This is a genomic window from Sporomusa sp. GT1, assembly GCF_014634905.1.
Classification (GTDB): Bacteria; Bacillota; Negativicutes; order Sporomusales; family Sporomusaceae; genus Sporomusa; species Sporomusa sphaeroides.
The window spans coordinates 143,408-161,870 of sequence record NZ_BMBX01000007.1; the positions used below are offsets into that span (position 1 = coordinate 143,408).

Genomic DNA, 18,463 nt, shown 5'->3' on the forward strand with positions numbered 1-18,463 from the left:
TTTTCTCTACTACTGCGGGCGCGGTCCGGGGCATCAGTTATCTATAAGTTAATTATACCCGAAACTTGGCAACTGCAACTTGAATTTTTTCCGCAAGCTGCGCGAGCGATTGACTGGCAGAAGCAATTTCCTCCATCGATGCAGTCTGTTCCTCGGTTGCAGCTGAGATAGTCCCGGTCTCTGTAGCTGCATCCCTGGCAATGGTTTCGACTTGCCGAATGGAGGAAACCACTGCCTGACTGCCTTGTGCCACCTGCTGAACAGCAACCGTTACCTCATTCACTTGCAGCGAAACCTGATTTACCATTGCCGAGATTTCATGGAATGCTGTTTCTGCAGAAGAAACCAGACTGGTACCCAGTTTAACCTCACCGGTACCTGTTCCCATAGCTTTTACCGCACGTTCGGTATCGGCTTGTATTTCCTGAATCAAGCCGGCAATTTGCTGGGTCGCTCCATGAGACTGTTCGGCCAGTTTCCGGACTTCTTCGGCTACAACGGCAAAGCCGCGTCCTTGCTCACCGGCTCTGGCGGCTTCTATGGCTGCGTTAAGCGCCAGCAGATTGGTCTGCCCGGCTATGCCGGCAATGGTATCGATAATTTGCCCAATTTCCTGGGAACGCTCCCCCAGCTTGCTGACAACTGCCGCAGAATCGGTAACGGTTTTTTCAATATTGGTCATCTGTTTAATGGCAGAATAGACAGCCTGTTCTCCATCCCTTGCTGCCGTGGCTGTTTTACCGGATACTTCAGCCACAGCTTTCACCTTGTCTGTTATTTGCTCAATATTGACCGACATATGTTCAATTGCGCCGGAAGCATGGCTTATCACCTGCACCTGATTCTCACTGCCGCGAGCCATCTCGGTGGTAGATGCCGCCACTTGCGAGGAAGCAAGCGCCGTTTGTTCCGACGTGGCGGTAAGTTCCTGACTGGCGGCGGCCACCTGATTTGAGGAATCGGCTACTTCGCGGATAAGCTCCCGCAAACTGGCTTTCATCTCATTTACAGACAGGGACAGCATTCCCGTCTCATCCCTGGCATTGACCGGCAAATCAGCTACTCCCAGATTGCCTGTGGCAATCTGGCGTACACCTTCTGCCGCCGCCACAATAGGGTCAGATATCTTCCGGCTGATGTATAACGCCATACAGACAGAAATACTAAGCCCGATTATGGCGATAAGCACGGCAATCCCAATATCATTTATCAACTGGCGTTTATTTGCTGCTGCTTTTGCGGCAACATTTGCTTCGATGTCATCTACCCAATTCCCGGTGCCGATAATCCAGTTATATGGTTTAAACAGCAGGGAATAGCCTCGTTTAGGCAAATCTTCTGTTTCATTTGGCTTAGGAAACCAGTAATCGGTATAACCGCCGGCCGGCTGCATGCCGCTGTTGATTATATCCCGGATAAACTTATTACCCTTGGCATCGACAAGCTCCAGGCGGCTTTTACCCTCAATATCCCGCCCCAGCAGCACCACGTTAATCCCCTCGGTGGTGTCAATCCAAAAATAATTGCCGTTATCAAACCGCAAATCCCGTATCAGCGCAGCCGCTTGTTTTTTGGCTTCCGCTTCAGACAAAACTCCTTGCTGTTGCTCAGTATACAGCTTTTGCACCAGACTGTGGGCAGTTTCCACCTCCAGCTTGATGCTTCTGTCAAATTGTTCGTATAACATGGCCCGGTATTCCTGGATGTCGGCTTCATTACGCTGGATTGTACTCCAAACACTGTAGCATGAGAGAATCAAGACACACACAAAGCTAGTGGCGAATAAAGCAGCTATTAACCGATACTTTAATTTTGTCATAACGCTCCTCCTACTTCATCCCAAAGGAAAATACAAAATTTTCTTAATATAATGATTTTTTATCATATTTTATCACATGTTATTGAAATTGGAAATACGTTGGCATATCAGAATAATTAATAAACCGTGCCGCCAGGTTGCTGCCAGCCAAATCCACCACAAAACTTTATCAATAAAAAAAGCCCCGCTAAGGGCTTTTTATTGATTTTCATTATGATACCCGTTTTACCCCGACCTGTTTGGTGGCAATAATATCGGCATTAAGCCCCAACACATTTTTGATGATAACCTGGCCCAGCATTACCGGTGCCGTTAATTTTACTTTCTTAATTTCATTTACTACAGCAAAAATTTCCGCTTTGGGAATGGGATTGCTCAGTCTTACACTTACAAGCGGTATGTCCCCGTTGGCAATCAATACCGAGGTAGCAATATTTCTTTGCGGGTCGACTAACTCCTGCCGGACATAGTCTGTACCCTTGCTGCAGGCTGCCCCTTCTATGGCAATTATTTCTGTTCCCTCGATTTCGGCCTCCAGTTCACAGCCGTTAGGGCAGATGATGCAGGTATACTCTTTTTTCATCTTACCACCACCTTGATCGTATCGGTCGATTTCAGCGCTGCCTGCTCCAGCTTAAACTGGATCATCTCTGCCGGAATTGCTTTTTTCAATTTTATTGTCTTAATTACCGTTTCCCCTTGCAGGACAGCTATTACACAATTCTTCAAGGGTTTTCTTACCCGCAGGGAGATTTTCACATCCTTGCCGCCACTGATCTGGTGGGGAATGGTATGGCTTACGGCAGCATCTGTTGTTATCCTAATCCCGCAGTCAGGCAGTTTGCCTGCAGTAATATATTCGGCCACACTGTCGGCAAGCGCTTCTGCTTCCAGGGAGACAAAGTCGACTAAATCATGTACTTGCAATACATTGCCGGCGGCAAACACTCCGGGTACAGTAGTCTGGTAGTTTTCATCCACAACAGCACCTTTGGTTCTTTCGTCCAACTCTACGCCGCAGGCTAAGGACAGTTCGTTCTCGGGAATCAGGCCCACAGACAGAATCAGGGTATCGCAGGCATAATCCTTTTCTGTTCCGGGAATGGGTTTCAGGTTTTCATCAACCTGCGATACGGTAACGCCTTCCAGGCGCGAATAGCCTTTGATGTTGGTAATGGTGTGGCTTACATGCAGCGGAATACCATAATCATTCAGGCATTGTTCGATATTTCGCGGCAGGCCGCTGGGATATGGCTGCAGTTCAAATACCGCCTTTACCCTGGCGCCCTCAAGTGTCATTCTTCTGGCCATAATCATCCCGATATCACCGGAGCCAAGAATAACCGCCTCTTTCCCCACCATGGTATTATGCAGGTTAATATATGCCTGAGCGACGCCGGCATTATAGATACCGGCAGGCCTTGTACCGGGAATGCCAATGGCGCCTCTGGTTCTTTCCCTGCAACCCATTGCCAGCACAACGGCTTTGGCCTGATACTCCAGCAAACCTGCTTTTGACACGGCAATGACCTTTTTTCCCGGGGTAATGTCAATGACGGTGGTGTCGGTAATATATTCGATATTCATTGCTGCTACCTGATCGATAAAGCGTGCCGAGTACTCCGGGCCGCTCAGAGTCTGTTGAAACCGGGTAAGGCCAAAGCCGTCATGGATGCATTGCCGCAAGATTCCGCCTAACTGCTTTTCTCTTTCCAGTATGACAATATCGTTAATGCCTTTATTTCTAAGCTGTACCGCAGCCGCAAGCCCCGCCGGCCCGCCACCGACAATTACAACCTCTTTATTTATTACAGCCATTACACCCTCACCCTCCCGGTAAACATGGTAGAACCAGGTCTTCCATAGATGACCCCGGTTGCTTTTTTCTGCAATTCCTCCTGAATAATCTCGGCAATTCTGGTCTCACAGTAGCCGCCCTGGCAGCGCCCCATGGTGGCGCGGGTTCTGTTTTTAATCCCCAGTACGGTTTCCACGCCGAGGCAATTATGGACGGCCGCCAGTATCTCGGCCTTAGTCACCGTTTCACAGCGGCAAATTATCTCGCCATAATTGGGGTCTTGGGCAATTAATTCTTTTTGTACCTCACGACTTTGCTCAGCAAAGCAAAGGATGCCTTTTCTCCTCGGGTTAAAGCTTTCATTAGGTGTCAGGGCTTCTTGTTCCCGCATGAGGGCAACCGCCCTTCTGGCCAAGGGCAGGGCACAGGTTAACCCGGGTGATTCAATGCCTACCAGGTTAATGGTATTGGGGGCTTCTGCCCTTGCTTCTACTACAAAATCAAGTACTTGCCGCGTCTCTTTATTGATCAGCTTGGGGCGAATTCCGGAGAAATTCCGGATAAAATGCTCCCGTTTCATATGTTTGAACATTTTGGCGCCATCGGCAATCAAATTCTCCATCACTGCCGGTGTTGCGCCATAGTCGGCAAAATCCTCAACAAGCTCCGAGCTTGGACCAACCAGCACATTGCCATCCACCGTCGGCGTTGCATGGGTGGCAAAGCCGCCTGTCGGCCCCGGTGCCGGATATACCGGCATATTGAGGTATTTGCCAACCCTTTTATCTAACACAAAATATTCGCCCTTGAAGCCGGCAATGGTATAGCCGTCAATCCCCAGCAGGGTTGAAATCCTGGCTGCGTTCAGCCCGGCGCAGTTAACCACCCATCGCGTTTGGTATACCCCATGCCTGGTGGTTATTTCATAAAGGTCATTTATCCTTTGAATACCGATGACTTCCTGGTCAAAATAAAAATCCACGCCGTTTTGCCTGGCATTTTCCGCAAGGGCAATAGTATAAATAAAAGGATTTAAAATGCCGGACGAAGGGGCATACATGGCGAATTCTCCTCCGGCACTCGAATCCAGTTCTGCCAGTCTTTGCTTATCAATCATAGTTAAGCCAGGCACACCGTTGGCATCGCCAATGGCCTTATATTTTATCAGGCTTTGGCGGTCCTTTTCATCAAAGCCGACAACCACCTTGCCTGTTCGTTTAAAGGGAATATCCAATTCTTCGGCCACTTTATCAAATTCGGCATTCCCTTCCACACTGCACTGCGCTTTAAGGGAGCCGGTTTTATAAGTAAAGCCGGCATGCAGTACACCGGTATTCCTGCTGCTGGTTTCGCAGCCTACATCCAGTTCCTTTTCCAGAACCCCGATCTTCAGGCGAAACCGGGCCAACTCTCTCGCCACCGCACTACCGACCACACCTGCGCCAATAATTACTGCATCATATACCTGCTTCATTTGGCAAGCACCCCCATATCCCTATTAGCAGTCAAAATACATTGGATGTATTTATAGTTTTAGATTATCGTTTCCAGGGGATTTTGTCAATTGATTTTGCTTATTTCGAATAAAATTACAATTATCCCCCTCTGTTGGGGCTTTATTATTTCGTTTTGCCCATATATACAGTCTCAAATACATAGGATGTATATATAAAAAATAAAAACCTCACTTCTCCGTTTTATTTGAGAAATGAGGTTTCTTTAAGATGCATACTTTTTCTTAACTTATTTCGGTTATAAGACAGATGCAGCAGCATAGCGTCTTGCGCGTCATGGGGCCGCCGGGCCTTAATGGCTTCAAAAATTTCCCGGTGATGCTCAATGGTTTTGCTTACCACTTTATTTTCCTCAATATTGGTAAACACAGTGATAGCCGCATTGATAATGGGAATTAAATTAGGCACCACCGTATTTTTACTGCATTTGGCAATTTGGGTATGAAATTCAATATCCTTTTTTACCGGATTTTCACCGGCCAACAGCTGCTGCTCCACTTCATCACACAACTGCCCTAAGGTTTCAATCTCTCCGGCTGTTGCATTTTGTGCCGCCCAGGAGGCAATGGCCGGTTCCAGAAGAAACCGCACCTGAATCAGGTCTAAAAATACTTTTTCCTTGTCTTTGATGAAGGTAAGCCCCAGCGGGTCATCGGCGATACCCATTTTTTGTGAAACAAAGGTGCCTGCACCCCGCCGGATTTCCACAACATTTCTGGACACCAACGCCCGAATGGCCTCACGCACGGTGTTGCGGCTTACGCCCAAAAGCTGCGAAAGCTCATACTCATTAGGCAGCTTCTGTCCGACAGGATACTCATTATCAACAATCAGCTTGACTATGGCATCTGAAGTAGTTTCCACAAGGGACTTATTTGCCAAACCCTCAACCACCAGCATGGATTTCACCACCTTACACCAATCCCGGGGATTTTCCCTTGATTATGACATTAATTATAGCGTCCTGCCGCCTTTATCGCAACTCCGGGGAGGCGGCCGTCGGTCTACCGTGTCAGTTCCCGGATACTTTGGACCAAAGCCCCCAGCAGACGGTGGAAACCCTGGGGATTTTGCCCCGGCACCCGGTATTGTTTGTTAATTTCTATTTGCACAGCAGGTATGCCCAGTTCGCGGGCCACATAAGCGGTAACGGCATCAGGGCCGATGGCGCCAGCGTGGTCCCGGGAGATTTTGCTTAACCCCAGTTCCTGAAAGTTACGCTCCAGTGCTGCCAGCATCCCGGTCTGATTGAGCAGCGTCTTGCCCTCATTGGTGCCAAAATCGGCATCAAAAATTCGCTCGCGCGCCGCACCGTGCAGGTCCAGTACCAGCTTTATCTTGTGCCTGGCACAAATCCCGGCAATTCTTTCTTTATAGATACAAGGGTTGTCGGTGTTAGGGTCACCGCCATAAAGCTTAGTCACCGCAATGGCATGACAATCTATCAGTTGCTGCAAGAGAAACGCGATGGAACCGGTAAATTGATCTGACATCTTAATCTTTCTTTGCCGGTAGTACCTGACGGCATGCGGCGCCGACACCAGAACAGGCAGCTTCCCTAAAGAAACATAAAAAGGGTCCTCCTGCTTGGGATTAACGCTTCTGTCGGTTTTGTAGAAATGCACTCTTTCCACATTCACCGCTTCTTCATTCAGCCGTCCCCGGTTAAATTCCTGCAAAAGTTCTGCTTGTTTGCCCAACTAATTAACCCCCGCTTCTTACTTTGGCGAATATCCAGGGATTCGACATCAGGTAAAAAATCCCCTCCCAGATGAAAAGAGCCCCGGATACTTTACCGGAACTCCGGCAAGTGCCCAAGGCTCTTTCAAGAGGGGTTATTGACTACAGCGTTTCTTCCGCAGCTTTGCCAGGTTTCATGTTAAACCATACTTTTACAGCATCAATAATGACAAAGACAATGAGAATCATCATGACTGCACTGGAACCGGCCAGTAACATTTGGCCTTTGGGCAAATAGAATTCAAAGATATTGTAAAAACCGGCAGTCAGGGCCGTAACCAGCATAAAGGAAAGCGGTACCAAAGTAACCCACAGGTATTTTGCCTTGCCCATACGCAGTAATACGGTAGTACCAATAGTTAGCGTCATGCTGGCCAGCAATTGGTTAGACAGACCAAACAGCGGCCAAATGGATGAAATCGAACCGCCAAAGATCAGATAGCCCCAGGCAAAGGAGATTAATGCACTGGTAAATACGATACCGGGAGTCCAATGCACATCACCAAGCGGTTTGTAGATCATGCCGCCAACTTCCTGCAATAAATAACGGCCAACCCGGGTACCTGCATCAATAATGGTTAAAATGAACAGGGCTTCAAACATGATGGCAAAGTGATAGAGAAAGGACATAAAGTTTTCCAGTCCGGGGATTTTAGCAAAAATGTGCGCCATACCTACGGCAAGTGATACCGCACCGCCAGGCCGGCCGGCAACATCTTCACCAACCATTTGTGATAACCAGGGAAGCTCCTCGACAACCATTCCCAGCTTGGCAAAGGCTGCCGGCGTACTGTTGATAGCAAAGTAATCGGCAGGAACCAGACTGGTTGCCGCAATCAAAGCCATGAGGCCAATAAAGGATTCCGCCAGCATGGCACCAAAACCAATTGGCAGTATTTCGCTTTCGTTGGTAATCATTTTAGGCGTTGTACCGGTGGCAATGACTGAATGGAAGCCGGAAATTGCCCCGCAGGCAACAGTAATACAGACAAAAGGCCATACCGGACCGGGAACAACAGGACCGCCCCCACTAATAAAGGGCGTAATCGCCGGCATCTGGATCTGGGGTTGAACAATGATAATTCCTAAAGCCAAGGCAGCAATCGTACCGATCTTCATGTAGGTGCTTAAATAATCACGCGGAGCCAGCAGGAGCCATACCGGCAGCGCGGCTGCAACAAAACCATATAAAGGAAGTAAAATATCTAATTGGGAACGGGTAAGCGTGAAAAAAGGTGCCCAGGCAGAATGTTGTATCCAGGCTCCGCCAAATACAGCGGCAATAACCAAAGCAACGCCGATAAAGGATGCTTCGCCCACACAGCCCGGACGAAGATAGCGCATATAAATGCCAATGAACAGGGCAATTGGGATGGTGGCCCCAACGGTAAACGCTCCCCAGGGACTGTTAAACAGGGCGTTGGCAACCGCAATCCCCATACCTGCCATGGTGATAACCAAAATAAAGATAACGGCAAGGGCAGCAGCCAAACCGGCCGATTTACCAATTTCAGCCTTGGCAATTTCCGCAATAGATTTACCATCATGGCGGATTGAGGCAAACAGGATAATCATATCATGGACTGCCCCGCCGATACAGGCACCGATAAGCAGCCAGATAGTTCCCGGCAAATAACCGAACTGGGCTGCCAGTACCGGGCCGACAAGCGGGCCGGCACCGGCAATAGCGGCGAAATGATGACCGAAAGTAACCCATTTATTCGTGGGCACATAATCATGGCCATCTTCGTGGACAACAGCCGGAGTCGGTCGGTTAGGATCAAGAGCTAATACTTTTGCAGCCATGAAGGCGCCGTAGTAACGATAACAAATCGTCAGCACCAAAGCAGCGATGAGTACCAGATAAAAACCATTCATAAGACTTGCCTCCTTGTATTTATTGAATTCTTCGAATTAACTATAAAACAAAGAATTCATTAAATAAATGCAATCTTTATGAATGGAACAAAGTAAGGCTTAAACAGAAATTATTGACAATGAACAGAAATAGTATTATTTCAATCCCAAAATGGCTTTTATCTCTTTAATTTTACTTTTACTAACAGGTATTTCCACCTGCGGGCATTGCTCCATTTTCAGCCAATAAGTACCCTTGAACCACGGCACAACTCCTTGTACTTTATCCATGTTTGCAAGATAGCTTTTGTGTACGCGCAGTATATTGGTATCGCCAACCCGGTCTGCAAGTTCTGCGAGTGTACCGCTATAGTTTAATTCTTCACCGGCGGTTACGATAACCGCATTGCCGGCACTGGCATAAGCGTAAATAATATCACTGTAGTTGATGAAAATAATTCTCCCTGCCTTTTCTACCGGCAGTTTGTGAATATGAACTTTGGTAACATCAAGTACAGCATCAATACGGTCAGCAGCGGCTTTCCATTCTTCCGGCTGATAATTTTTCAGACGTACAATGGTTTTGTCAATCCGCTCCTGTTCAAAGGGTTTTAAGATATAGTCTACCGCGCCAATTTCAAAGGCTTTTATCGCATATTCGTCATAGGCGGTAGCAAAAACAATCATGGTATGGACTGCAATTTTTCTTAAGATTACCGCAGCTTCCAGCCCATTGATGTCCCGCATGCTGATATCTAAAAAGATAACATCCGGTTGTAACAGGGTAGCAAGTTTAATGGCCTGTGCGCCATTGTCCGCTTCACCGGCAATTTCAATCTCCGGTTTCAACGACAGGAGGTAGCGCAATTCTTCTCTGGCCGGTAATTCGTCATCAACAATCAGGACTTTGAGCATATGCTTCACCTTCATTTGCAGTTATTTGGGGAATGGTAATAGTAACAACAGTACCTGCGCCGATAGTGCTGTCAATAGCCAGACCATAGGAGCCGCCATATTGTCCGCGCAGGCGTTCATGAACATTCATCAGTCCGATATGATCGTTAAAAGGGTGTTTGAGGGGATTGGCTGCCGCCAAATCCATTCCCACCCCATCATCGGCAACCATAATCATAATATCATGCACGGTTTTCTGAATATTAATGGTAATCGTTCCGCCATCGTTCTTTGGCTTCAAGCCATGGATAACAGCATTTTCAATAACCGGCTGAATGGTAAGTGAGGGGATTAAATACTCCCCGGTTGACGGATCAATATTTTCTTCAATAAGCAGTTTGTCCCCATAGCGGGCTTTTTCAATCGCCAAATAGGCGCTGACTTGTGTCAGTTCGTCCGCAATAGTAATATTGCGACCGGCTTTTTGCAAGGTAAAACGGAAAATGGCACTGAGCTTTATCAGCAGGCTGCGCGCCAAATCCGGTTTGGTTCGAATCAACGAGGTTATCGTATTCAGCGTATTGAATAAAAAATGCGGATTGATCTGGGCCTGCAAAGCCTTTAATTCCGCATTCGCGGCTAATTTTGCCTGACGGTCGATTTCCGCCAGTTCAAGTTGAATGGAAAATAAATGGGCAAGTCCCTCGGCAAATACGACATCTGATTGATTAACCGGCTTATTGTCGACGTAGTACAGCTTAAAGGTTCCAATAATCTGTTCCCCTCGTTTCAGCGGTACGACAATAGCACTGGTCAGCAGACAACCGGGACATTGGCAGCCGATTTCCTCAGGACTTTTGGCAATATAAATATTGCCTGTCTGCAAAGTTTTATTGGTAGCAAGCGTAAGCTGGTGGTGCTTCGACAAATGATGCCCGGCGTCGGTGCCAACAAAAGCCAAAACCCGTTCAGTATTGGTTACGGCCACAGCAGGGTAACTTCCATTGGCATAAATAATGTCTGCCGCCGCCTTGGCGGACGCCGTATCAAGCCCTTTTCTAAAATACGACAATGTTTGAGCGGCAATAGCCAATACTTTTTGCGACTGTGCCGCGCCGACTTGCTGCTGTACCTCCATTGTCATCTTAATGATTAACATAAAAATCATAAGGCCAATGGAATTGGCGACAATCATCGGCAAGGCTATATGCTTTACCAGGGTTACCGCCATTTCGAAAGGCCGGGCGGTAAGCAGTATAATCACCATCTGCATAATTTCTCCGACAATACCACTGAGCAGAACCATCCACCAGGACATCGGACTGTGCGGGTATCGCTGTTTTATCCAGCCGGCTAACAAGCCCTCCAGGACATTGGCCAGCGCACAGGAAAAAGCCGAAAATCCGCCAAACATCAGATAGCGGTGTCCCCCGGCTATTAAACCGGCCGCAGCCCCTATGGCCGGACCGCCAAGCAGTCCGGCAGCCATCACTCCTACCACCCGGGAGTTGGCCAGTGCGTCATCCACCGGGATGCCGGCATAGGTACCAACAATACCAATACAGCCAAAAATAAGCGAAAGCTTTACTTTATCCATTACGCTTACATAACTGTAAGTAATACGGCGAAAAATGGTAGTCTGTGATAAAACAAACGCCAAGGTGGCCGCAATACTCATGCGTTCGATCATTTGCATCAGCAAAGTTTCTTCCATAGAATGCACCTCTACCTTCAATATGATATTACTTCGGAGAAAAACATAGTAACCCTGCAAAAAAAAGTTTGCCGGCCTGAACCATTTTTTGGGGTTCAAACCGGCAAACTGCCGACAAACTATGCAGTAAAAAAGGAAACCTCCGGGCGGTATATATGCTGCTAAGGCAACGCTGCTTTGGCAAAAGCCTCCACCAGCGCCGCCGGTTCCTCACAAGTCATGGCTTCCGACATAACACAGAAACCCCTGGCGCCACTGGCCAATACCTCCCGCGCATTCTCTCTGGTGATGCCGCCAATGGCAAACACCGGCAGCGTAACCGCCTGGCAGACTTGCCGCAATAGCGACAGTCCTCTGGGGGGAATTCCCGGCTTGCAGTCTGTGGCATAAATATGTCCGGCAACAACATAGGCAGCCCCCAGAGCCTGGGCCTCTTCAGCTTCGGCAACCGAATGGACAGACGCGCCGACAAGCAGGGGGCGCTCGCCGGCTTTGTAGGTCCGCAAAGCTGGCAGCGACAAATGCAGATGGCTCAGCTTCAGTTTTTCCGCGACTATACCGTATTGATGAAGAATCAGCAGCACCCCGTAACGGTCACAGATTTCCTTCACCTTCCCGGCCACTCGCTCATAGGACGGCACATCCAAATCCTTTTCCCGAAGCATCACCGCATAGGGCCTGGCCTGAGCCAATTGCTGAATACGGTGCAAAAAATCCTCCTGGCAAAGCTGGCGCCGGGTTACACAAATCAGCATCGGCGCGCTACACTCGCACATAGTCGGTATAGACCGGTTGAAGGCCTCTGCCGAGAATCATTTGATGGACCTGCTGTACACTGCGCGGGTCGGCAATCTCAAATTGCTCATCCCCTTTTTCTTCAGCGGTGTGGCCCCCGACACCAACGCTGACTCCGGCAGAGATTTTTGTCGCGGCCATGCCGATGACATGGTCGCGAAACCAGGCCCGCTCCCGGGTAGAAATTGTAATACCCGCAAAGGGCATGAACAGGCGGTATGCCAGCATAACCTGCAGCAATTGCCTTTCGTGAACGTCATTGGCATGGTTCTGGGCATTGTTAATATAGGGCCGCAAGCGGGGAAGCGAGAAGGAAATCTCGGCCTGCGGATATTTTTGCTGAAGATAATAAGCGTGCAAACCAACTGCAAACGCATCTTTGCGAAAATCATCCAGTCCCAGTAAAGCGCCAAAGGCTACACCGCGCATTCCTCCCCGTAAGGCTCGCTCCTGGGCATAAAAGCGATAAGGGTAACTGCGTTTCGGCCCGCGCAAATGAACCTGTTCATACTTACCGGGATTGTAGGTCTCCTGATATACACAGACAAAGTCGGTGCCACACGCATGCAAATACGCGTATTCATCCGTGTTCAAGGGATAAATCTCGATTCCGACTGTCGAAAAATACCGGGCCGCCAAAGTAACGGCCTCACCAATATACTCAACCCCGGACCAATGACGGGATTCGCCGGTGAGCAGCAAAATTTCCTTCAGACCTGTTGCCGCTATTGCGCTTAGCTCTGCTTCCATTTCCTCCAGGTTCAGTTTGCCCCGTTTAATGCGATTCCGGCAGTTGAAACCGCAGTAGGTGCAATGATTCTCACAATAGTTGGCAATATACAGCGGTGTAAACATTTGAATCGAGTTGCCAAAATGCCGCCTGGTCTCTGCCTTGGCTTTCACCGCCATAGTTTCCAGATAAGCTGCGGCCGCGGGAGACAGGAGAACTCCGTAATCCTCAAGGGAAAGCCGTTCCTGCCGCAGCGCCCGTTCCACATCGTCACCCGTATACTGCCGGTACTCGTACTTTTCTACCAACGACATGACTTTTTCCATTAAACCGGAGTCAATGACCTCCATCCCTGCCAGATACTCCATATGATTTCCATAACCGGCCATCATCAGCATTCCTCCAAAAACCCGGTCAACGGGCTGGATGCCTCTGCCCGGCCATCCAAAACACGTCCCAAACCGGCCAGATAGGCCGCCCTGCCAGCCTCAACAGCCTGTTTGAAAGCTCTGGCCATTTGGGCCACATCGCCGGCAGTTGCGATAGCCGTATTGCACATCACGGCAGCCACGCCCATTTCCATGGCTTCGCACGCCTGGGACGGCCGGCCGATTCCGGCATCAACAATGATGGGCAGATCGATTTCCTCCACCAGAATACGGATAAACTCTTTGGTACACAACCCCTTGTTGCTGCCGATCGGCGCCCCCAGCGGCATAACCGATACCGCCCCTGCATTAACCAGCTCCCGGGCTACATTCAGGTCCGGATACATATAGGGCATAACCAGGAAGCCCTCTTTGGCCAGAATCTCCGTAGCCTTCACGGTTTCGTAGTTATCTGGCAGCAGGTATTTCGAATCATGGATGACCTCCAGTTTGATAAAGCTGCCACAGCCTATTTCACGTGCCAGTCTGGCAATCCGGACAGCTTCCTCTGCATTTCTGGCACCCGATGTATTGGGTAAAATCGTGATTCCTTCCGGGATATACTCCAGAATATTTTCCTCACCGCCGACATTGGCACGCCGCAAAGCCAGGGTCACCATTTCCACTTCACCGTGTTTAATCACCGCCTGGGTCATTGCCAGCGAAAACTTGCCTGAGCCTAAAATCAACCGGGACTGAAATTCATGTCCCCCAAGCACCAACCGATCGTTCATAGAAAACACCTTCCTCCTCTTTTTTCTTTTCTGTTAACAGCTTTAAAATTTAACCACCACCTACAAAGCTGACGATTTCCAAGCTATCTTCATCCGTAAGCCGGGTAGTCTCATACTCTGCTCTGGCGACAATCACCCCGTTAAGCTCCACCGCAATCGTTCTGCCATCAAACCTCTCAGCCAGTAAAAATTCGGCTAAGGTCTGATCCTGTTTTAGCGGCACTGTCCTGCCATTTAATTTCATTGCTTTCTCTCCCTTCGAGCGCACTCCCCACAACTGTCACCAGCACTGAGGCGCGCAAAACATCTATTCTGCGAAACGAAAAAAGCACAAAATGAGACTGACACCCTTTTGGTGGTGTCCCCCATTTTGTGCTTCTTTCATTTTCTTCCAGTATACCATATTGTCCACTGCAAAGCAAGCAAAGACAGCGGTTGCTACTCTTGCAGCCAGCAGCAACTATTACGCAGGAATCCCCGGATATTATGCCTTTTTAACAAATTCGGATTTTAATTTCATCGCCCCAAAACCGTCAATGTGGCAATCAATATCATGGTCACCTTCGACTAAACGGATATTTTTTACTTTTGTTCCTATTTTTACGGCCGATGAACTGCCTTTTACCTTGAGGTCTTTGATTACCGTTACAGAATCGCCATCCTGCAGAACATTCCCATTGGCATCTCTGACAACCTTTTTGCCTTCATTATTTTCACTTTCCGCCCCTGCTGCCCACTCATGAGCGCATTCCGGGCAAACCAGCAGACTTCCGTCTTCATAGGTGTATTCTGAATTGCATTTTGGGCAATTGGGTAAATCATTCATATTTTCATTTTCTCCCATCATTATTATTAATTTCATATACTACCACAGTTTTCACCTATTGACAAACCCTATACCTTTTTTACTCAGGCAGAAGGTCTTGCAACAAAGCCAGGAAATGCCTGCTGCTGGCAGATAAATTGCGATTCCGGACCCAGACAATTGCCGTTTGCGTTGATACATTGGGTTCGACAATGGTTTTATAAATCAGCTCCGCATCAGAGCTTAACACCTCGGTCGATTTAGGAACCAACGCCATGCCAATCCCCAGTTTAACCCAAAGTATGTTGAGTAAAATTCCGTCACAGAGACATACGATATTCGGTGCAAACCCGGCTTTTTCACACCATTCTTCAACCATGGCCTGCCATCTTCGCGGAATAATCAAAGGCTGACCGGCAAGCTCAGCCAGCCGGATAACTTCAGGATCTTCGCCGCATTGGCAGCCATCCCGTTTCATGGCAATCATTAACGGCTCGTCAGGCAGGGTAATGGATTCATAAATCTCCGAATCAAACGGAGCCCGGATAATACCGATCTCAATAACCCGATTGTCCAATAGCTCCAAAATTCGATAGCCATCACCCTCCCATAATTGGAAGGTAACATCAGGGTATAAATCATGGAACCGGGAAAGCAAATTGGGCAGCAAGGTGGCCCCTGACGTAGTCACCGTCCCGATCGACAGGGTCCCGGCCAGGTTTGAATTCAATTCCGTAATTTCTTTAACCGTACCATCAACAAGCCCGAGTATTTGTTCTGCCCGCTCCCGCAACAGCTGCCCTGCCTCTGTAAGCCGTATCCTGCGGCTGCCGCGCTCAAACAATTGCACCCCGAGCTGTTCTTCCAATTGTTTCATTTGCTTGCTCAGGGGCGGTTGGGCGATATTGAGCCGTTTAGCGGCATTACTGATATTGCCTGCCTCCACAATGGCATAAAAGTTCCTCATGTCCCGAATATCCATTTACACACCCCTTACTATATTTTTTCGGTATATAATGCATATATTTTTAATAGTTTTATCATACCTTTTAGTATGCTATAATTGCAATAATTAATCAGACAAATAAATATTTTAGCGCAATACCGTATTCTACTCTCCGGAACACGGTTAACGATTGGGGACTTTGTAATGAGTAGCTCAACTGCTGTTTCAAAACAAGTAAATAGCCACGATATACCAGCGGCCAAGCCTTCTCTTTGGAAAAAGCTTGGCAACATCCACCTGCTGTTACTAACGGTAACTATATTCTGGGGAACCTCCTATGTGGCTGCCAAAATCGGCATGCACGAGCTGCTGCCTTTAAACCTGGCGATCGTCCGCTTTGTGATCGCGGCGGTATTGTTCGGTCTTATTCTGCTGGTAAAGAAGGGCAGTTCCCGGCTGGATACCAAAGACCTGCCCCAGTTTTGCTTTCTTGGTTTCTTCGCCATTACGCTCTATTTCCACATTCAATATACGGGACTGTTGTATACAACCAGTACCAATGCCGGTCTTATCATGGCAACCGCCCCCGCCTTTGCCGCTTTATTCTGCCTGCTTACCAAAAAAGAAACCATAACGAAGTGCAGCCTCTTAGGAATCAGTATTGCCTTTTTGGGTGTGTTATTAGTAATAACCCAGGGACAAATCAGCGGCCTGTTCCAACAGCGGACATTTTTAGGCGATAGCCTGATTCTCTTAAACGCGCTCATGTGGGCCTGGTTTACACTCAAAAGCAAAACCGTGTTAGATAAATACAATCCCTTTGTCGCCATGGCCTATGTCCACATATTTGGCGCCATATTCTTACTCCCGTTTGCTTTTGTCCCAAGTATATTTGCTGAAAAAACCTTATGGCAGCAGTTGCCGGCAATCGGCGCCACTACCCTGCTGGCTGCCGTCTATCTGGCTGTTTTTTGTTCAGTCTATTCCTACTTTGTCTGGTATTTGGGAATCGCCAGAATCGGGGCGGTAAAAACGGCAACCTACAGCTATTTTAATCCAATTATGGCTACACTGGCAGGCGTAGCTGTGTATGGCGACCTGTTGACAATCTACACCGGGTTAGGCGGCTTGTTAGCCATTGCCGGTGTCTATATTACCAATCAAAAAAAGGCTGACCGCTCTCCCGGTTGCCGGTAAATAAAATAACACCACACTATCGATACTCAATAGTAGTTATCTTCAAGCTTATACAGCTGCACCTGCCAGCAAAATTGAGGAGGTATTTCATGAACTCTGTATTTACCGGCAAAGAAAACTGCTGCGGCTGCAGTGCCTGTCAGCAAATCTGTCCCGGCAGTGCCATTGCCATGGAGCCGGATAAGGAAGGCTTCTTATATCCGGTCATCAATCAGGAGGCATGTATTGATTGTGAGCAATGTGTTCAGGTTTGTCCACTGATAAAAGAGGGGAATGCCAAGGAACCGGTCTTCTCGAACGTATATGCCGCCAAACATAAAGCCGACGACGTAAAAATGACCTCTACCTCCGGCGGGGCATTTACCGCTCTGTCGGATTATATCCTCAAACAAAATGGCGTGGTCTACGGCGTTGATTTTAATGAGAACTTCAAAGTATGTCATAAGAAGGCCCGCACTGCCCCAGAGCGCGACCGCTTTAAAATTTCAAAATATGCGCAAAGCGATTTGAAAGATACCTTTGCCGACATTGAAGCCGAGCTTAGCCACGGAACACCGGTATTATTCACAGGAACACCCTGTCAGACAGCAGGATTGCGCAGCTTTATCGGCGACCACCCTGCGGCGAAAAACCTGTATGTCTGTGATATCATTTGTTATGGTATTCCCAGTCCGCTGATATGGCAGGAATATCTCCGGCATTTAGAGATTAAATACGGTAATAAAATTGAGAGCGTACATTTCCGCAGCAAGGTGTTTGCCTGGAACCGCCCCAATAGCAACAGGAATTTTATGTGTACTACGAAAAACTGTCCTCAGCCGCATGTGGAAGATGATTACTATACCCTGTACTTTTCCGCCCGTACCATCATGCGGCCATCCTGTTCCCAATGCAGATTTACCGACAGCAGACGGGCTGCCGATATCACCATCGCCGATTATTGGGGCATTGAAAAATATATGCCGGAATTTATGGACAGCAAGGGCGTATCCCTGATTTTAATAAATTCCGCCAAAGGAAAAATGCTGTTCGAACAGGTTAAACAGGATCTTGATTATGCGGAGCGGCCGGCAGCAGAATGCTTAGCCGAACAGCAGCGTCTCCGTGAGCCTGTCAAATTCCCGGAAAACCGCGGCCAGTTCTGGGAGGATTATTATACTCACGGCTTCCCTTATCTGATTGATAAGTATGTAAATAACATTGACTGACAAGCGCAAAGACTCATTGACAGTAGTCAATGAGTCTTTTACTGTTTTAACTGCGTCCGCAAAGCAACCACTTTTAGAACGCGTTCTTGCAGGTACACCATATATACAAGACGGTGCTGAATATTATTCTGCGTTAATAGGCTCCTGTTAAATCACCTATTAACTTTTCATATAGAGGATATGGTGCGAACGGGTTTTCCCTGATAATATCCAAAAGCTGATTTATTTTTGCACCAAAGCCCGCTTCATAATTAAAAATTGATGCGGCTACCAATGCCGCCAAC

The 18,463-nt window shown here is 48.1% G+C and carries 18 protein-coding genes; 2 read left to right on the forward strand and 16 right to left on the reverse strand.

The genetic code is table 11. From position 1 onward, the window contains the following. Window positions 1-52: 52 nt before the first annotated feature. The 15 genes from GT1_RS10900 to GT1_RS10970 form a co-directional block, all read right to left on the reverse strand. Window positions 53-1,819 (reverse strand): methyl-accepting chemotaxis protein, encoded by a 1,767-nt coding sequence (locus GT1_RS10900; protein WP_188398723.1) that lies wholly within the window; start codon window positions 1,817-1,819, stop codon window positions 53-55. Between the two features lie 211 nt (window positions 1,820-2,030). After that, on the reverse strand, window positions 2,031-2,402 hold the full coding sequence (locus tag GT1_RS10905) for a DUF1667 domain-containing protein (RefSeq protein ID WP_188398724.1): 372 nt from the start codon (window positions 2,400-2,402) through the stop codon (window positions 2,031-2,033). Beyond that, window positions 2,399-3,637: an NAD(P)/FAD-dependent oxidoreductase gene (locus GT1_RS10910; protein WP_223226177.1), complete on the reverse strand. Its 1,239-nt coding sequence runs from the start codon at window positions 3,635-3,637 to the stop codon at window positions 2,399-2,401. Before GT1_RS10910 ends, GT1_RS10905 begins: the two co-directional genes overlap by 4 nt. Further along, the gene (locus GT1_RS10915) at window positions 3,637-5,091 is read right to left on the reverse strand and encodes an NAD(P)/FAD-dependent oxidoreductase (protein ID WP_075757688.1); all 1,455 of its coding nucleotides are present in this window, start codon (window positions 5,089-5,091) and stop codon (window positions 3,637-3,639) included. Before GT1_RS10915 ends, GT1_RS10910 begins: the two co-directional genes overlap by 1 nt. 223 nt (window positions 5,092-5,314) lie before the next feature. After that, window positions 5,315-6,031, reverse strand: coding sequence for a FadR/GntR family transcriptional regulator (locus GT1_RS10920; RefSeq protein ID WP_188398725.1), 717 nt, complete (start codon window positions 6,029-6,031; stop codon window positions 5,315-5,317). A 104-nt stretch (window positions 6,032-6,135) separates the two neighbouring features. After that, window positions 6,136-6,831, reverse strand: a complete 696-nt coding sequence (locus tag GT1_RS10925) for a hypothetical protein (protein WP_188398726.1) — start codon at window positions 6,829-6,831, stop codon at window positions 6,136-6,138. 142 nt (window positions 6,832-6,973) lie between these two features. Continuing rightward, window positions 6,974-8,749 carry a carbon starvation protein A gene (locus tag GT1_RS10930; RefSeq protein ID WP_075757685.1) on the reverse strand — a complete coding sequence of 592 codons (1,776 nt, stop codon included), beginning with the start codon at window positions 8,747-8,749 and terminating at the stop codon, window positions 6,974-6,976. A gap of 135 nt (window positions 8,750-8,884) precedes the next feature. Next, a complete protein-coding gene (locus GT1_RS10935; RefSeq protein ID WP_223226178.1) occupies window positions 8,885-9,658 on the reverse strand; it encodes a LytTR family DNA-binding domain-containing protein in 774 nt (257 codons plus the stop codon). Continuing rightward, the gene (locus GT1_RS10940) at window positions 9,621-11,336 is read right to left on the reverse strand and encodes a LytS/YhcK type 5TM receptor domain-containing protein (RefSeq protein ID WP_188398728.1); all 1,716 of its coding nucleotides are present in this window, start codon (window positions 11,334-11,336) and stop codon (window positions 9,621-9,623) included. The genes GT1_RS10935 and GT1_RS10940 overlap by 38 nt, the downstream gene beginning before the upstream one ends. A gap of 161 nt (window positions 11,337-11,497) precedes the next feature. Then, a complete protein-coding gene (locus tag GT1_RS10945) occupies window positions 11,498-12,091 on the reverse strand; it encodes a thiamine phosphate synthase (RefSeq protein WP_188398729.1) in 594 nt (197 codons plus the stop codon). 7 nt (window positions 12,092-12,098) lie between these two features. Then, complete coding sequence (gene thiH / locus GT1_RS10950; protein ID WP_223226179.1) at window positions 12,099-13,253, reverse strand: 2-iminoacetate synthase ThiH; 1,155 nt, start codon at window positions 13,251-13,253, stop codon at window positions 12,099-12,101. After that, entirely contained in the window at window positions 13,253-14,023 is a 771-nt protein-coding gene (locus GT1_RS10955) for a thiazole synthase (RefSeq protein WP_188398730.1), read from the reverse strand. The genes thiH and GT1_RS10955 overlap by 1 nt, the downstream gene beginning before the upstream one ends. Window positions 14,024-14,072: 49 nt before the next feature. After that, window positions 14,073-14,267, reverse strand: a complete 195-nt coding sequence (gene thiS, locus GT1_RS10960; protein ID WP_188398731.1) for a sulfur carrier protein ThiS — start codon at window positions 14,265-14,267, stop codon at window positions 14,073-14,075. 240 nt (window positions 14,268-14,507) lie between these two features. After that, window positions 14,508-14,849 (reverse strand): zinc ribbon domain-containing protein YjdM, encoded by a 342-nt coding sequence (locus tag GT1_RS10965; protein WP_075757678.1) that lies wholly within the window; start codon window positions 14,847-14,849, stop codon window positions 14,508-14,510. A 79-nt stretch (window positions 14,850-14,928) separates the two neighbouring features. After that, complete coding sequence (locus GT1_RS10970; RefSeq protein WP_188398732.1) at window positions 14,929-15,810, reverse strand: LysR family transcriptional regulator; 882 nt, start codon at window positions 15,808-15,810, stop codon at window positions 14,929-14,931. A 168-nt stretch (window positions 15,811-15,978) separates the two neighbouring features. Between GT1_RS10970 and GT1_RS10975 the strand changes: the two genes are divergently transcribed. Together GT1_RS10975 and GT1_RS10980 are read left to right on the forward strand one after the other, a co-directional pair. Continuing rightward, a complete protein-coding gene (locus GT1_RS10975; RefSeq protein ID WP_188398733.1) occupies window positions 15,979-16,971 on the forward strand; it encodes a DMT family transporter in 993 nt (330 codons plus the stop codon). Window positions 16,972-17,060: 89 nt separating this feature from the next. Beyond that, on the forward strand, window positions 17,061-18,179 hold the full coding sequence (locus GT1_RS10980; protein ID WP_188398734.1) for a Coenzyme F420 hydrogenase/dehydrogenase, beta subunit C-terminal domain: 1,119 nt from the start codon (window positions 17,061-17,063) through the stop codon (window positions 18,177-18,179). Window positions 18,180-18,312: 133 nt separating this feature from the next. On the opposite strand, the gene GT1_RS22195 is transcribed toward GT1_RS10980, so the two are convergent. Further along, window positions 18,313-18,462: a hypothetical protein gene (locus GT1_RS22195; protein ID WP_223226180.1), complete on the reverse strand. Its 150-nt coding sequence runs from the start codon at window positions 18,460-18,462 to the stop codon at window positions 18,313-18,315. Between the last annotated feature and the right edge of the window lies 1 nt (window position 18,463).

Coding starts and splice junctions, on each gene's coding strand:
- GT1_RS10900 (WP_188398723.1), bottom strand. CDS start 1,819: ATGACAAAATTAAAGTATCGGTTAATAGCTGCTTTATTCGCCACTAGC.
- GT1_RS10905 (WP_188398724.1), bottom strand. CDS start 2,402: ATGAAAAAAGAGTATACCTGCATCATCTGCCCTAACGGCTGTGAACTG.
- GT1_RS10910 (WP_223226177.1), bottom strand. CDS start 3,637: ATGGCTGTAATAAATAAAGAGGTTGTAATTGTCGGTGGCGGGCCGGCG.
- GT1_RS10915 (WP_075757688.1), bottom strand. CDS start 5,091: ATGAAGCAGGTATATGATGCAGTAATTATTGGCGCAGGTGTGGTCGGT.
- GT1_RS10920 (WP_188398725.1), bottom strand. CDS start 6,031: ATGCTGGTGGTTGAGGGTTTGGCAAATAAGTCCCTTGTGGAAACTACT.
- GT1_RS10930 (WP_075757685.1), bottom strand. CDS start 8,749: ATGAATGGTTTTTATCTGGTACTCATCGCTGCTTTGGTGCTGACGATT.
- GT1_RS10935 (WP_223226178.1), bottom strand. CDS start 9,658: ATGAAGGTGAAGCATATGCTCAAAGTCCTGATTGTTGATGACGAATTA.
- GT1_RS10940 (WP_188398728.1), bottom strand. CDS start 11,336: ATGGAAGAAACTTTGCTGATGCAAATGATCGAACGCATGAGTATTGCG.
- GT1_RS10945 (WP_188398729.1), bottom strand. CDS start 12,091: ATGCTGATTTGTGTAACCCGGCGCCAGCTTTGCCAGGAGGATTTTTTG.
- thiH (WP_223226179.1), bottom strand. CDS start 13,253: ATGATGGCCGGTTATGGAAATCATATGGAGTATCTGGCAGGGATGGAG.
- GT1_RS10955 (WP_188398730.1), bottom strand. CDS start 14,023: ATGAACGATCGGTTGGTGCTTGGGGGACATGAATTTCAGTCCCGGTTG.
- thiS (WP_188398731.1), bottom strand. CDS start 14,267: ATGAAATTAAATGGCAGGACAGTGCCGCTAAAACAGGATCAGACCTTA.
- GT1_RS10965 (WP_075757678.1), bottom strand. CDS start 14,849: ATGAATGATTTACCCAATTGCCCAAAATGCAATTCAGAATACACCTAT.
- GT1_RS10970 (WP_188398732.1), bottom strand. CDS start 15,810: ATGGATATTCGGGACATGAGGAACTTTTATGCCATTGTGGAGGCAGGC.
- GT1_RS10975 (WP_188398733.1), top strand. CDS start 15,979: ATGAGTAGCTCAACTGCTGTTTCAAAACAAGTAAATAGCCACGATATA.
- GT1_RS10980 (WP_188398734.1), top strand. CDS start 17,061: ATGAACTCTGTATTTACCGGCAAAGAAAACTGCTGCGGCTGCAGTGCC.